This window comes from Methylophaga sp. SB9B (assembly GCF_004832235.1).
Taxonomy (GTDB): Bacteria; Pseudomonadota; Gammaproteobacteria; order Nitrosococcales; family Methylophagaceae; genus Methylophaga; species Methylophaga muralis.
The window spans coordinates 98,303-113,734 of sequence record NZ_SSXS01000007.1 but is presented as its reverse complement, the minus strand read 5'-3'; the positions used below and the strand labels follow the sequence as shown (position 1 = coordinate 113,734).

General features: G+C 43.0%; 14 protein-coding genes, 1 tRNA gene and 1 pseudogene. 11 read left to right on the top strand and 5 right to left on the bottom strand.

The genetic code is table 11. The features are described from left to right. Positions 1–5: 5 nt before the first annotated feature. Genes E8Q33_RS16755 through E8Q33_RS09200 form a run of 3 tightly spaced genes read right to left on the bottom strand, consistent with a single transcriptional unit; the run spans position 6 to position 1,664 of the window. On the bottom strand, positions 6–227 hold the full coding sequence (locus E8Q33_RS16755; RefSeq protein ID WP_371413284.1) for a hypothetical protein: 222 nt from the start codon (positions 225–227) through the stop codon (positions 6–8). A gap of 10 nt (positions 228–237) precedes the next feature. After that, positions 238–678, bottom strand: coding sequence for an NDP-sugar synthase (locus tag E8Q33_RS09205; RefSeq protein ID WP_371413283.1), 441 nt, complete (start codon positions 676–678; stop codon positions 238–240). Beyond that, on the bottom strand, positions 675–1,664 hold the full coding sequence (locus E8Q33_RS09200; protein ID WP_136554304.1) for an aminoglycoside phosphotransferase family protein: 990 nt from the start codon (positions 1,662–1,664) through the stop codon (positions 675–677). Before E8Q33_RS09200 ends, E8Q33_RS09205 begins: the two co-directional genes overlap by 4 nt. 163 nt (positions 1,665–1,827) lie before the next feature. Here E8Q33_RS09200 and E8Q33_RS09195 point away from each other — a divergent pair, with 163 nt between their 5' ends. After that, entirely contained in the window at positions 1,828–2,232 is a 405-nt protein-coding gene (locus tag E8Q33_RS09195) for a hypothetical protein (protein WP_069295367.1), read from the top strand. A 6-nt stretch (positions 2,233–2,238) separates the two neighbouring features. Here E8Q33_RS09195 and E8Q33_RS09190 read toward each other — a convergent pair whose 3' ends face one another. Next, positions 2,239–2,832 carry a nucleoside triphosphate pyrophosphatase gene (locus E8Q33_RS09190; protein ID WP_136554302.1) on the bottom strand — a complete coding sequence of 198 codons (594 nt, stop codon included), beginning with the start codon at positions 2,830–2,832 and terminating at the stop codon, positions 2,239–2,241. 7 nt (positions 2,833–2,839) lie between these two features. Next, positions 2,840–4,474, bottom strand: coding sequence for an alpha-D-glucose phosphate-specific phosphoglucomutase (locus tag E8Q33_RS09185; RefSeq protein ID WP_136554300.1), 1,635 nt, complete (start codon positions 4,472–4,474; stop codon positions 2,840–2,842). 90 nt (positions 4,475–4,564) lie between these two features. Between E8Q33_RS09185 and E8Q33_RS09180 the strand changes: the two genes are divergently transcribed. The 10 genes and pseudogenes from E8Q33_RS09180 to E8Q33_RS16550 all read left to right on the top strand — a co-directional run bounded on the left by E8Q33_RS09180 (position 4,565) and on the right by E8Q33_RS16550 (position 15,364). After that, positions 4,565–5,455, top strand: a complete 891-nt coding sequence (locus E8Q33_RS09180; protein WP_168800182.1) for a cation diffusion facilitator family transporter — start codon at positions 4,565–4,567, stop codon at positions 5,453–5,455. A gap of 229 nt (positions 5,456–5,684) precedes the next feature. Further along, positions 5,685–6,098, top strand: a complete 414-nt coding sequence (locus E8Q33_RS09175; RefSeq protein WP_247870002.1) for an NERD domain-containing protein — start codon at positions 5,685–5,687, stop codon at positions 6,096–6,098. Positions 6,099–6,100: 2 nt separating this feature from the next. Next, positions 6,101–7,024, top strand: a complete 924-nt coding sequence (locus E8Q33_RS09170; protein WP_084002904.1) for a 5'-nucleotidase — start codon at positions 6,101–6,103, stop codon at positions 7,022–7,024. Continuing rightward, the gene (locus tag E8Q33_RS09165) at positions 7,021–8,472 is read left to right on the top strand and encodes an HDOD domain-containing protein (protein ID WP_136554298.1); all 1,452 of its coding nucleotides are present in this window, start codon (positions 7,021–7,023) and stop codon (positions 8,470–8,472) included. The genes E8Q33_RS09170 and E8Q33_RS09165 overlap by 4 nt, the downstream gene beginning before the upstream one ends. A 67-nt stretch (positions 8,473–8,539) precedes the next feature. After that, a tRNA-Leu gene (locus E8Q33_RS09160) sits at positions 8,540–8,624 on the top strand. 63 nt (positions 8,625–8,687) lie between these two features. Further along, positions 8,688–9,986, top strand: a complete 1,299-nt coding sequence (gene tig / locus E8Q33_RS09155) for a trigger factor (RefSeq protein ID WP_136554296.1) — start codon at positions 8,688–8,690, stop codon at positions 9,984–9,986. Positions 9,987–10,073: 87 nt separating this feature from the next. Then, positions 10,074–10,708: pseudogene (gene clpP, locus E8Q33_RS09150) on the top strand (ATP-dependent Clp endopeptidase proteolytic subunit ClpP). 31 nt (positions 10,709–10,739) lie between these two features. Further along, on the top strand, positions 10,740–12,011 hold the full coding sequence (clpX, locus tag E8Q33_RS09145; protein ID WP_069295359.1) for an ATP-dependent Clp protease ATP-binding subunit ClpX: 1,272 nt from the start codon (positions 10,740–10,742) through the stop codon (positions 12,009–12,011). 145 nt (positions 12,012–12,156) lie between these two features. Then, entirely contained in the window at positions 12,157–14,592 is a 2,436-nt protein-coding gene (lon, locus tag E8Q33_RS09140) for an endopeptidase La (protein WP_136554294.1), read from the top strand. Positions 14,593–14,620: 28 nt separating this feature from the next. Further along, the gene (locus E8Q33_RS16550; protein ID WP_136554292.1) at positions 14,621–15,364 is read left to right on the top strand and encodes an SPOR domain-containing protein; all 744 of its coding nucleotides are present in this window, start codon (positions 14,621–14,623) and stop codon (positions 15,362–15,364) included. The last annotated feature ends 68 nt before the right edge of the window (positions 15,365–15,432 follow it).

Here is a 15,432-nt window from a genome sequence, read left to right as displayed (position 1 = left end):
TGCTGTTAAACGTCGAGTTGCTTAGCCAACGCGTTTAAGCGCTCGACTGTTCCAATGTCAGACCATTGTCCCTGATAATGTTGCCCGGTCGCTTTTCGCTGCTTCATAGCCTCAACAAAAAAAGGCTTTAATGCCAGTTTGGCGACTGGATGCTCAGCAAACATTTCTGGACGATAAATCCCGATACCACTGAACGTCAGTTTGGGGTCACCTTCGATTGCGAGCAAACCATCGGCATCAAGATAAAAATCCCCAGCAGGTTGTGCACAGGTTATTCACCATAACCAAATGGCATAGTTGCTCTCTGGCAAGAGTGAGCTTAGTCAGATCTGCAAAGGGAAAATCTGTCCAGATATCGCCATTTACCACCAGAAAGGGTTCATTGCCCAGTAGCGGTAATGCCTGAATAATTCCACCTGCTGTTTCCAGTCCGCCTGTGACTTCAGCTGAATATTCAAAGTTAGCTTGATAACGTTCACCACTGCCTAATAATGGCTCAAATTGCTCACCTAAATGAGCATAATTAATCACAATATCCTTCAGTCCTGCATCGACCAGCTTCTCAATCAGATATTCAATCAAGCGTTTTGGACCAGCATGCAGCAAAGGCTTTGGCGTGTGATCAGTAAGAGGTCTGAGTCGTTCACCACGACCAGCTGCCAGAATCATTACTTTCATTTTATGGCCGCAATTTTGGGTTGTTCAATAAGATATTGATAGAGGTTTTGTAACTCTGGATATCGTTCACAAACTTGATAAACATAATTTAAAGTCAATGCTAAATCATTCATATAATTAGGTTTGTTGTCACGATAATTAAGTCGACAGAAGATCCCCAGTATTTTCAGGTGACGTTGCAAGCCCATTAAATCAAACCATCGAGGGAAATGTTCTGCTTGCTCGGAAGTTAACAATCCATGCTGTTGGGCCTGCTCAATATAATATTCAACCCATTGCTTTTGTTCTGCTGAAGACCACTGGATATATACATCACGCAACAATGAAACTAAGTCATAACTAATGGCACCAATCACGGCATCCTGAAAATCAATCACACCAGGAGTATGCCCGGGTAAATACATCAGATTACGTGAATGAAAATCCCGATGCACCAGAACCTGAGGTTGAGATAAGGCATTATTGATTAACAAATCATAAACAGCTGTTAACCAGTTAGGTGCTGTTAACTGCAAATGTTTTTGCAGAAACCATTCATCAAACAGCCGCATCTCACGCAGTAATAATGTGGAATCATATTGTGGTAAAGACTGATTTTTACAAGGAATTTTCTGTAGCTTTATCAGGCTGTCGATAGCATTTTTATACAGCCCATCAGCCGTCAATGTCGATAACTGAGAAAGGTATGGCGTGCTTCCTAGATCGCTCAGAATTAAAAAACCACTCTGCAGATCTTGTTGATAGATATGCGGAACATTCAGTCCGTATTGTTCCAACAATGTCGCAACGTTGATGAACGCCTTATTATCTTCATGTTCTGGAGGTGAATCCATGACGATAAAGCTGCCATTCTGTTGCGCTAGTCGGAAATAACGACGAAAGCTGGCATCACTGGAAGCGGGCGTTAGCGAGTAGTTTTTATCGGTCACAAAGCTTTGTAACCATTGTTGCAGCTGTTGAAAGCGTATATCTTGTGTAATGTTCATCTGGGAAAAGCGTTAGTAGTTTGAGAAATCAGGCTCACAACTGTGGTCACTGAATTTAAGGTGATGGCAGATTGTAGCGTATTCATCGGTGATGGGATAATTTGCCGGTGAAACATGTCCTAGCATGGCACCAAAAAAACTATAAATATCTGGAGAGGATGAAATGATTAAGCACTATCTGGCTGCTGGTTCGCTGGCTGTCTTATGTTCAGCCGTAATGGCAGAAGAATCCATGTTAACCCCTGGTGATATGCCTCAAGAAGCTATCAATGAAATGACCAATAATATTACCGCTTACAACAAATGCATGATGGAATCACGGTTAAATGCCAATAAAAGCGGTCAGGATGCCACACAGAATGCCGATGATATTCTGCAATCCTGCGAACCACAGCTGGATGAGTTAAAACAATTACTCACCGACAATAACGTCAATCCGGGACTGACTGAGGGAATGGCTAGAACCTTGCGTTCTAAAGCGGCTCGCCAATTGATGGGGCAAGCAATGAACAATATGGCGGCTCAAGCAGCAGCCATGGAAAATATGGAAAAAAGCCAACAACAATAAGCTGATTTAGTCGGACTGCTGCGCCAACACATCAACACTTTCGTTGGCCAGCAGTTCAATCAAACGAATAAGTGGTAATCCAATCAGACTATTAGGATCCTGACCACGCAGCTCCTGAAATAAGCTGATTCCAAAGCCTTCCGATTTAAAACTTCCTGCGCATTGATACGGTTGTTCCGTGGTTAAATAAAAATCAATCTGTGCTGCAGAAAGCGGCCTGAATATCACCTCAAAATAATCCACCAACGACTGCATCGAATCGCTAGCGGAGTTATACAAAGCCAATCCCGTCATAAAGGTTACTTTATTGCCTGCAGCAGCAGAAAGCTGTTCTGTCGCCTTGGCATGATTACCGGGTTTACCCATTATGTGACCATTTAAAACCGCTACCTGATCAGACCCAATAATCAGGCTATCAGGATGCTGTTCTGCAATTTTACGAGCTTTGGCTTCTGCAAGCCGTTTTACCAGCTGTTCAGGCTTTTCATCCGCTTGCGGGCTTTCATCGATATCCGGTGAAACAGTAATAAAATCCAAATGTAGTTTAGCCAGCAGTTCAGCCCGGAAAGGGGAGCTGGATCCTAAAATTAATGTTTGCATGCAAAGCCTAAGTAATAACGGTGGGAGCGGTGCGGCCAGTGATTGATTGGATTCCAGCCAGGCCGTTAGCCAAATCAATTAAATCTTTCAGCCGTGTTTGAGTGTCTTCAAACAATTGGTCTGGATTATCCTCAATGGCTTCGATATAAACCCTTAGAGTCGCGCCTTGGGTGCCAGTACCTGACAGTCGAAAGATAACGCGACAACCATCGGTAAAGCCAATACGGATACCCTGATTTTCAGAAATACTGTTGTCGACAGGATCGTGATAACTAAAGTTATCTGCATAATCCACTTTATAACCATTCAGTTCCTGACCTGCCAATTGAGGCAATTGCTGTTGTAAACATTCAATTAGCTGATTGGCTTTATCGGTCGGAATCTCTTCATAATCATGCCGGGTGTAATAGTTCCGACCATATTTCTGCCAATGCTGTCTGACAATTTCGCTGACAGACTGCTGTCTGACGGCAAGAATATTCAACCAGAATAAAACTGCCCACAAACCATCTTTTTCGCGAATATGATTGGAACCAGTGCCAAAGCTTTCTTCACCACATAAGGTAGCCATATCAGCGTCAAGCAGATTGCCAAAAAACTTCCAGCCAGTCGGTGTTTCATGCATTTGAATATTTAATGCTTTTGCGACTCGATCTGCTGCCTGACTGGTTGGCATTGATCGGGCGATACCTTTAAGGCCTTCCTGATAGGCAGGTATTAGTTCAGCATTCGCTGCCAAGATGGCGAGACTGTCAGATGGTGTGACAAAGATGCCATGACCCAGGATCATATTACGATCGCCATCGCCATCCGACGCTGCGCCGAAATCCGGACCATTTTCGGCAAATAATTCTGCGACCAATTCTGGCGCGTAGGTGAGATTAGGGTCGGGATGACCGCCGGCAAAATCCGCTTGAGGAATGCCATTAATGACCGTACCTATTTCTGCTCCCAGACGTTTTTCGAGAATTTCTTTGGCGTATGGTCCGGTAATAGCATGCATCGCATCAAAGCGCATTTGAAAACGACCATTACATAGCAGGGCGCGAATCGCCGGAAAATCAAAAATATCCGCCATTAATTCAGCATAATCAACAACCGGATCAATGATATCTATCTGCATGTCCTGCAGGTGTTGAGTGCCAATTTCGGAAAGGGAAATATCATCACAGTCGAAAATACGATAAGACGTAATCTTTTGACTATGTTGAAAGATTGCTTCGGTAATGCTTTCAGGTGCGGGGCCACCGTTACGGATATTGAATTTGATACCAAAATCACCATCCTGTCCGGCGGGATTATGGCTGGCCGAAAGAATAACCCCACCAAAGGCTTGGTATTTTCGAATAACGCACGATGCCGCCGGTGTGGAAAGCAGGCCATTTTGACCGATAATCAAGCGCTTGAAGCCATTCACTGCCGCCATTTTTACAATAGTCTGAATTGCCGTCTCATTGTAATAACGGCCATCGCCGCCAATAACCAGGGTTTGATTTTGTGTATCGCCAATAGCATCAAACATGGCTTGTACAAAGTTTTCCAGATAATGTTTTTGTTGAAACACACGAACTCGCTTACGCAATCCCGAGGTGCCGGGTCGTTGATCATTAAACGGCTGAGTAGTAATGTTGCTGATCGACATGATAGTTCCTGAAAAAAGGCGAATGAATGGGGCGTTAAAGACAGTTCATTACTGCTTTGCACAAAGGTTGTGTCTCACTATACTGAGAACATGTTACGGTCTCAACACTTCGATAATGCAACATTAATGCGCTTAGCCAGCTATGCTTCTGTGCTGACGGCTTTTGTGCTTATAGCCGCTAAGCTTATTGCTTGGTATCTCTCCGATTCCATCAGCATTCTGGCAAGTCTTATTGATTCCAGTCTTGATTTACTCGCTTCTTTAGTCAACCTGTTGGCGATTAGACACGCCTTACAACCTGCTGATAAAGAACATCGCTTTGGTCATGGCAAAGCGGAACCTTTAGCGGCGGTAGGGCAATCTATGTTTATTGCTGGATCGGCGTGCATGTTGTTATTTCAGGCAAGCGGCCGACTCGTTAATCCTCAACCGCTGACCGCGGGAATAGAGCTGGGCGTGGCTGTCATGTTGTTTTCCATGATGGCTACGGTGGGGTTATTACTGTTACAGCGATTTGTTATTAAAAAAACCAAATCTTCGGCTATCCGGGCCGATTCCCTCCATTATCAATCGGATTTATTGGTCAATTTCAGCGTCATAATTGCATTGCTGTTAACACAGTTTGGCTTAATCTGGTTTGATCCATTAATGGCGGTATTTATTGCGGTCTATGTGCTGTTCAGTGCATGGAAGATCCTCAGGGATGCAGTAGACTTGTTGATGGACCATGAAATTAGTGATGCCGAGCGTCAGCAAATAACTGAATTGGTGTTAAAGCACCCGCAAGTAAAAGGTATGCATGATTTACGAACCAGACGATCAGGCACCACTGTTTTTATTCAATTGCATCTTGAGCTGGATGCTGCGTTTACTCTGCAACAAGCCCACGATATAAGTGATCAGGTAAACCAAGAAATTCATACCTTATTCGATGAAGCAGAAGTGATTATTCATCAGGATCCTATAATCGTTGGCAATTAAACATTGCCTGGCTCTAACGCCGTATAATATTCAAAAACTTGAGGAGTGGTATTCGTTTGCTTGAACAATTTTCTATAGAGTTAGCCGGCGGGCTGGGCTTGGTTTTAATATTGATTATTTGGTTACTCTATCGACGTTTTGTTCGGAAAAGTCCTTCACAGATTCAGATTGAACAAGTATTAAAACCGTATAAACAGGACGAACTCAAAAATGTGATTTTGCTGATGGCTTGGGTGGATTACTGGAAATTGAAAAGATCTTTTTGTTGGAGCAGGGCATTTTGATTTTGCGGGATTATCCAATCAGCGGACATTTATTCGGTGCTGAGAAAATCGAACAATGGACCCAAATTGTTGATGGTCGCAGTTATAAATTCACTAACCCGCTGCATCATCTTGAACATGCGCGCCAAGCCATTCGTTCACTGATTCCCAAAATGCCGGTTTTTTGCCATGTGGTATTTACTGCAGACAGTAATTTCCCCAAAGGTAAGCCTGCATCGGTTTCGGTTTTACATAGTTTTGAACAGGATATGCAAAGATTGTTTAATAGCCCGAAATTACCCTCTGAATCCAGAGAGAAAATGTGGGATGTTATTAAGCAGAATGTTCGCATCGACGCTCAGTCATTAGTCCGGGAGTAAACGTGGAAAAGCCAACAAAACCATTGGTGGTGGCAATTTCATCACGCGCGCTGTTTGATTTGGATGAAAGCCATCGGATTTATGAAGAGCAGGGCACCGAAGCCTACTGTCAGTTTCAGATTGAAAATGAAGATGTGCCTTTATCACCAGGCGGCGCATTTAATTTGGTCAAAAAGTTATTGGCGTTAAATGACAATAATCCCAATACCCCTCGGGTTGAGATTATTTTATTGTCGCGCAATAGCGCTGATACAGGTTTACGCGTATTCAATTCGATTCAGCACCACAAGTTGGGCATTATCCGCGCTGTATTTACCTCTGGCAGTAGCCCGTATCGATATGTTGCTCCTTTCAGCGCAAACCTTTTTTTATCAACTAGTCCTGAAGACGTGCGGATGGCACTTGAGGCAGGTATCGCGGCAGCCACTATCTTGCCGTCGAATCTAGGTAATAACTCTGAATCAGATCAACTACGCATTGCCTTTGACGGCGATGCCGTTTTATTTTCAGATGAATCAGAACGCATATATAAAGAGCGCGGGCTGGAAGCATTCACCCAGAACGAACAGAAAACCGCCAGACAGGCATTATCCGGCGGGCCATTCAAAGATTTCTTAATGGCATTGAATCAAATCCAAACCGAATACCCTGAAAATAGCTCACCGATTCGCACGGCTTTGGTGACTGCTCGTTCCGCACCGGCTCATGAACGTGTGATTCGTACTTTACGAGAATGGGGTATCCGTATTGATGAAGCTATCTTTCTTGGCGGTATGGAGAAAGGCCCTTTTCTAAAATCATTTGGCGCCGATATTTTCTTTGATGATCAGGAACGTCATTGCATCTCGGCAAGAGATCATGTCGCTACCGGACACGTTCCGCATGGAATTGCTAATCAGATTATTGTCAAAGAAGACTCTGAATGACACTGACACCAATGCCAGTTGCTGCACAACGCTTTATCCGTCAGTTGACCGATAAGCATATGCCAGTTTTTCCCAATACCATGCTGGAAATTAATCAGATCCTTGAGCAGGAGGACAGTGCGGCAGTAGATGTCGCCCAGGTTATTTTGCGTGATGCCGCCTTAACTGGTCGTTTGTTAAAAATGGCCAATAGCGTCTATTACAATCCTCAAGGACATCATATTAATACTGTGTCACGCGCTTTAATGCTGTTAGGTTTTGAACAGGTCAAAGTATTGGCACTGACGCTGGTATTAATTGATTCATTAAAAGCCAGCAAACGTCACGATAAAGTGCTTAAAGAAATGGCGATATCACTGCATGCTGCAGTACAGGCACAGAATATGGCCAACTTGTGTCATTCTGAATTGCCAGAAGATATTTTTATTGCGGCATTACTCTCGCGTCTCGGCTATTTAACCTTTTGGGCATTTGCCGATGAAAAAACTGTTAGCGCATACGAGCAAGCAGAATCAACTGTTTCTGCCGAGATAGACGTCTTAGGATATTCCTTGCAGCAACTCACTCAAGGTCTTGCCGAGGCCTGGTCATTAAATGATCTGCTGGTTCAAAGTTTTCGTTCACATGATAAATCGGAAGCGGTACAGATTATTCGCTATGCCGGACAACTGGCCTTTGAAACTCGGAAATCCTGGGATATGACTAAGCTAGCGCCATGGTTTAAGCAATCCGCAACACTGGCACACAGTACAGAGGAAACCTTAATATCATCGGTTTATGATAGTGCCTTGGCAGCACAACAATTGTTAAATCTGACCGGTATTGAGCGCGCTCAGGGATTGATTCCTTTACCCAGCGACATTGAACTAAGTGATGATAGCTTGAGCGAATCAGTAGCAGATGTTGAGCAGGGAACGCTTTATTTTGCACCTGATCAAGCAATTCAATTACGCATTTTGCAAGATATTACCCAAGCCATTCAGGAACATAGAAGTATTAATCAGATTCTGGAAATGGTGATGGAAGGGATTTATCGTGGTGCGGGTATGGACAGGGTGGTATTTGCTGTTTTATCAGCTGACAAAACTCAGCTCAATTGTCGGTATGCCATGGGACATCAAAATGAACAATTGTGTGAGTTATTCAAGATAACTATCAGTAACAAGACATCCAGCCTTTTTAAAGATTTATTGTCAGCTGAAGATGCCGTGCTACTTGATCAATCACAACCCGCACAGATAAAAAAAATTCAGCAAGAAAGTAATGCAATATTTAATGTTCAATCCCTGCTGGCGATGCCATTGAAACGCTCCAACAAACCCTTCGGCTTATTTTTGGCTGACAGGCATGCTTCAAACAGAGCTTTAGAACAGCAGGATCTTATTGCTTTTCGGCAGTTTTGCCAGCAGGCAGCCTTGGCATTCGCATTTTTGACAATACAAGGCTAGTTTTGGTCTGTTTATCTGGCTATAATGGCCGACTTGATTAGATACGTAAGCATATCTATAACGAATTGCGAGAGTGGCGGAATTGGTAGACGCGCTGGATTTAGGTTCCAGTAGGGTAACCTGTGAGAGTTCGAGTCTCTCCTCTCGTACCATTTACAATTGTTGGTGCTATGACGCCGGCAATGCGCTTAATCCCCGTGTTTGAGGTTTAAAGAATGCAAGTAACTGTAGAAAATGTCAGCGAGCTTGGTCGTAAAATGACCATTACTGTGGAAGATGCGAATATTGAACAAGCTGTTGAACAACGCTTGGCATCTATCCGCCCATCAGTTCGAATGGCTGGCTTCCGTCCCGGCAAAGTTCCAATGAAAATGCTGGTTAAAACGCATGGTCCCTCAGCACGTCGCGAAGTGATTGATCAAATTGTCCAAGACAGCATGCGTGAAGCTTTCACACAAGAGAAAGTGAATCCGGCCAGCCCTCCGCATATTGATAGCATGAAAGAAGAAAAGTCAGCGTTAGTCTATACACTGAATTACGAAATCTTTCCTGAACTCGCCGAAGTAAAACTTGCCGATATTAAATTGGAAAAAACAGTTGCTGAAGTAACTGAAGAAGATGTTGATAAAATGCTAGAAACCCTGCGTGAGCAACGCATGAGCTGGGAGCCGCTGAAACGCGCCGCCAAAGAAGAAGATGGTGTAACCATTGATTTTGTGGGCAGCATTGATGGTGAAGAATTCCAGGGCGGTAAAGGTAAGGATGTATTAGTTATTATTGGTAATGGCAGCATGTTGCCGGAGTTTGAACAACAATTGGTCGGTGTGAAGCCAGATCAAGAGCTGACCATTTCAATGTCTTTCCCTGAAGATTATCGTGCTGAACATCTGCGTGGTAAAAAAGCTGATTTTGCTGTGACTGTGAAACAGGTCGCCAAGAAAAAACTGCCAAAACTAGATAAAGAATTTGCTGAGCTTTGTGGTGTTGAAGGTGGTTTAGCTGCCTTGAAAAAAGAAGTCCGCTCGAATATGGAACGTGAACTCTCAGCAGCATTGAAAAATGTCAATAAGCGTAAAGCGATGGACAGTGTTGCTGCAAACAATGATATTGCTTTACCAGAAGCTCCGGTAGAACGTGAAGCGAATTTCTTGATGGAGCAAGCTAAGAACAATTTGCGTAATCAAGGCGTCAATGTTGAAGGTTTGCCATTTGAATTGAGTAATTTCAAAGATAATGCCGAAAAACGTGTCAAACTTAGTCTGCTTATCGGTAAGATTATTTCTGACAATAAAATTCAACCTGAAGAAAAACGCGTTCGTGAAGCAATTGAAGCCATTGCTGCCAGTTATGAAGATCCTGAAGATGTAATGAACTACTACATGACAAATCAGGATAAATTATCTGAAATCCAAATGATGGTTGTAGAAGACACTGTCGTTGAATGGATCTACGATAATGTTAAAGTTGAAGAAAAAGCATCTTCATTCTCTGAAGTGATGAATGCAATAGCCTAAAGGCACAAGCAAGTTTTTACAAAGACAGCCCGTGCTCAAACTTTTGGGCATGGGCTATTTTTTATTTGGCATTAAAACAGGACCGCTATGAGCACTATATTTTCTGAGCATCTCAATCCAGTTCAAAATGCATTGGTTCCAATTGTTGTTGAACAGACTTCACGTGGTGAACGTTCTTACGATATTTATTCTCGTCTGCTAAAAGAGCGCATTATCTTTTTGGTTGGTCAAGTTGAAGACCATATGGCGAATTTGATTGTCGCCCAGATGTTGTTCCTGGAATCAGAAAACCTGATAAAGATATCCATCTCTATATTAATTCTCCAGGTGGAGCTGTCACCGCCGGTTTGGCAATTTATGACACAATGCAATTTATCAAACCGCAAGTCAGTACCTTATGTATCGGTCAAGCTGCCAGTATGGGTGCATTATTGTTAACAGCAGGTGCCAAAGGTAAACGTTTTGCTCTGCCAAATTCGCGCATTATGGTGCATCAGCCATTAGGTGGTTTCCAGGGGCAGGCATCAGATATCGATATTCATGCCAGAGAGATTCTAAGTATCCGTGATAGATTAAATGGAATTATGGCGCATCATACTGGTCAGGATATAGAGAAAATTGAACGTGATACCGATCGTGACAATTTCATGAATGGTGAACAAGCAGCAGAATATGGTTTAATTGATGCTGTAATGAATAGCCGACCAGCAGAAAAGTCTTAAGCCAACACAAACGTTAGGAAAGTAGAGCGATATGAGCGACGACAAAAAAAACGACGACAAATTACTTTACTGTTCATTCTGCGGTAAAAGTCAGCATGAAGTAAAAAAATTGATCGCGGGTCCATCGGTATTTGTCTGCGACGAGTGTGTAGAGCTTTGTAACGATATTATCCGTGAAGAACTGCAAGAAAAAACGGACGGCAAGGCCGATTCGAGACTGCCTTCTCCACATGAAATAGATTCTGCTCTTAATAATTATGTTATTGGTCAAGTAAAAGCCAAACGCGTTTTATCGGTAGCGGTATATAACCATTACAAACGTCTGCGCCACGGCACCAAAAATGATGATGTAGAACTTTCTAAAAGTAATATTCTGTTGATTGGACCGACGGGTAGTGGCAAAACATTGCTGGCAGAGACATTGGCCAGACAATTAAATGTGCCTTTTACCATGGCGGATGCCACTACGCTGACAGAAGCTGGCTATGTTGGTGAAGATGTTGAAAACATTATTCAAAAATTGTTACAGAAATGTGATTACGATGTAGAAAAAGCTGAAACGGGCATCGTGTATATCGATGAAATCGATAAGATTTCCAAAAAATCGGATAACCCATCGATTACTCGTGACGTATCCGGTGAAGGTGTTCAACAGGCCTTATTGAAATTGATTGAGGGTACTATTGCCTCAGTACCACCCCAAGGTGGCAGAAAACATCCACAACAGGAGTTTTTGCAAGTTGATACCAGCAAGATTCTATTTATTTGTGGTGGTGCATTTGCTGGCTTGGATAAAGTTATTCGCAACCGTACCCACAAGGGTGGCATAGGTTTCTCAGCTGACGTGAAGAGCGTTGATACTAACGCACCGTCAAGTGAAGCGTTAAGAGTGGTTGAGCCTGAGGATTTAATTCAATACGGATTGATTCCAGAATTTGTTGGTCGTTTGCCAGTTGTAGCAACGCTTGAAGAACTTGATGAAGCTGCTTTGGTACAAATATTAACTGAACCGAAAAATGCACTCACTAAACAATATGAAAAATTGTTTGAACTGGAAAATTGTGAACTAGAATTCAGAGCGGATGCATTACGGGCGATTGCCCGCAAGGCAATGGAGCGTAAAACCGGCGCACGTGGTCTGCGATCCATTATTGAAAATGTTCTGTTAGATACCATGTTTGACCTGCCATCCTTGGATAACGTCACTAAAGTGGTAGTGGATGAAAGTGTTATCAACGGTGAAAACACGCCAATACTAATTTATGAAGATCAACCTGCTGATCTTGCTTCAGGTGATAAATAGTCTCTACCTGATTGTTCTTTATACACTTTGGCAAATATTAATGCGTCCGGTTACACCGGACGCTTGATTTCTTTATGCCTGTCCCCATATTGTTTTCACGTACACGATAAACGTGTCTGTTGACTCCCTTAAGAGGTCTGCATTGATGGAAAATGAATTAAAAGCTACATCAACTGATGACAATGCCTTGCAAAAAGTACCAGTGTTGCCATTGCGTGATGTTGTTGTCTATCCGCATATGGTTATTCCATTATTTGTTGGGCGTGAAAAATCCATCAAAGCATTGGAACACGCTACTGATGAAAACAAGCAAGTTCTGCTAGTAGCCCAAAAAGATTCAGGTGAAGATTCACCTTCACCTGAAAATCTTTATGAAACGGGTACCTTGGCAAACATCCTGCAATTATTGAAATTGCCAGATGGCACTGTAAAGGTTTTGGTTGAAGGTACTCAGCGCGCTAAAGTTGCGTTGTATGACAATACCAATGTTTTTCTTGAGGCTGAAGTTGCGACCTTTATTGATGAACATCCTGATCAGCGTGAAGCCGATGTGTTGATGCGCACGCTGCTGGGTCAATTTGAACAGTACGTTAAGCTTAATAAAAAAATTCCACCTGAAGTAATTGCATCATTGTCTAGCATTGAAGATCTTGCGCGCATGGCGGATACCGTTGCCGCTCATATGACCTTGAAGCTTGAAGACAAACAACTGCTTTTAGAAATGTCTGACGTTAAAGATCGCATCGAAAAATTGATGGCCTATCTGGAGTCGGAAATCGATATTCAACAGATCGAAAAACGCATCCGTAATCGTGTCAAAAAGCAGATGGAAAAAAGCCAGCGTGAATACTATCTGAATGAACAGCTTAAAGCTGTGCAGAAAGAACTTGGTGAGCTGGATGATAGTGGCAATGAAGTAGAAGAGTTAGCGGAAAAAATTGCTACTGCAGGCATGAGTGCTGAAGCGCGCGATAAAGCTGAATCAGAACTGAAGAAATTGAAAATGATGTCACCAATGTCTGCTGAAGCGACAGTGGTACGTAATTACATTGAATATTTACTAGAAGTACCTTGGAAAAAACGTTCACGAGTGACCTTGGATCTGGAGCATGCACAACAAGTGCTGGATGAAGATCACTATGGATTGGAAAAAGTTAAAGAACGCATTATCGAGTACCTCGCAGTACAAAAACGCGTTAAAAAACTCAAAGGCCCAATTCTATGTTTAGTGGGACCACCGGGCGTTGGTAAAACATCGATTGCCCAGTCAATTGCGCGTGCTACTAACCGTAAATTCAGCCGTATGGCGTTGGGTGGTGTACGTGATGAAGCAGAAATTCGTGGTCACCGCCGTACATACATAGGTTCTATGCCAGGTAAAGTAATTCAGAATATTTCCAAAACAGGCGTGCGTAATCCATTGTTCCTGTTAGATGAAATTGACAAAATGGCTCAGGATTTTCGTGGTGATCCGGCTTCTGCATTATTAGAAGTTTTGGATCCGGAGCAAAATTCTACTTTTGCCGATCATTATCTGGAAGTTGAATACGATCTCTCTGATGTGATGTTTGTCTGTACGGCAAATACTTTGAACATTCCAGATGCATTGCGTGACCGTATGGAAATTATTCGTCTTGCCGGTTATACCGAAGATGAAAAATTGAATATTGCTTTGCAATACTTATTGCCGAAAGCGATCAAAGATAATGGTTTAAAAGCGGACGAGATCGAAATTACATCTCAAGCAGTGATGGAAATCATTCGCCGTTATACACGTGAAGCTGGTGTACGTAATTTGCAACGTGAAATCTCGAAAATTTGCCGTAAATTGGTCAAACAAATTTTAAGTGAGTCACCTGCAGAGAAAGTGATCGTCACCGCCGATAATCTGGAAGACTATCTTGGCGTTTACCATTATCAATATGGTGTCGCTGAAGAAGATGATCGCATTGGACAAGTAACTGGTCTGGCTTGGACAGAAGTAGGTGGTGAATTGTTAACCATCGAATCTGCCGTTATGCCAGGTAAAGGTAAAGCCAGTTATACCGGTAAACTTGGTGATGTAATGCAGGAATCCATTCAAGCTGCTACGACTGTTGTCCGTTCGCGGGCATTAGAGTGGGGCATTGCTGAAGATTATTTGCAAAGCCATGATTTACATATTCACGTTCCAGAAGGCGCTACACCAAAAGATGGTCCAAGTGCCGGTATCGGTATGTGTACCGCATTAGTGTCTGCAATTACCGGCATCCCGGTTAAATCCAACGTGGCAATGACCGGTGAGATCACATTGCGTGGAGAAGTATTGGCGATTGGTGGTTTGAAAGAAAAATTACTGGCCGCTCATCGCGGAGGCATTGATACGGTCTTGATCCCTAAAGATAATGTGAAAGACTTAAGGGAAATTCCGGATAATGTTAAATCCGGCTTGGAAATTATTCCGGTTCGCTGGATTAATGAAGTGCTGGAAAAATCATTGCAAACCATGCCGACGAAAGTATTACCGACTCCGGATACGGCGACTGTTCTGGCACCTGAACAAGCCAGTTTCCATGAAGTTAATACGCAAAACAGGCATTAAAATTGATTAAAGCGAGCAACGGAGACTTATGATGACTCAGAAACAACAACAGCGTTTAATCGGGACGCTTTTGCTGGTCTTTTTCATCGCCGTGCTCGCTTATATCGTTTTATCTAAAGTTAGTCAGACTGAATCTGGAAGACAAATTCAAGAGGAAGAGCCCATTCAATTCTCTTCGGTAATTGAAGCCATGCAAGAGGCCGCTGATGAAGATGCTGAGATTGAAGGGGATTCTACTTCTGCTGAAGAAGCCTTTATTGATATAGATCCTCAGGTAACAAATGAATCGTCAGTAACAGCGCCTTCAACTGAATCTGTCTTAACTGCACCTGCAGTCCCAGTAAAACCTGAGCCGGAAGTTGTCGCTCCAAAACCTGCGCCAGTTATCCCTAAACCCGCTCCAACACCTGAACCAAAACCGACACCAGCGCCTGAACCAAAGCCTGCGCCGATTGTTGAAGCTCCAAAACCTGTGCCAACTCCTGCACCTGCAGTTCCAGCAGTAAAAGCACCTGAACCAGCGCAAACTGAATCAGCGTCGCGTTGGATCCTTCAATTAGGTAGCTTTTCGGTAGAAGCTAATGCAAACAGCTTAAAAAAGCAGTTAGAAGATATCGGTTACAAGCCAATGATCGAACAAACTCGCAGTGGTGAAACGGTTATTTACCGTGTGAGACTGCAACCGAATGCAGATAGAGCAGCCTTGGAAAAAACGGCTGAGTCAATTCGTAATCAATTGAATTTAAATACTCAGATATTCCCATATCCGTAATGCATCACAAAGTCATCGATTTGTAATCAGTTACGCGTAAATATATTGGGTTACCTTTGGCAATTCTG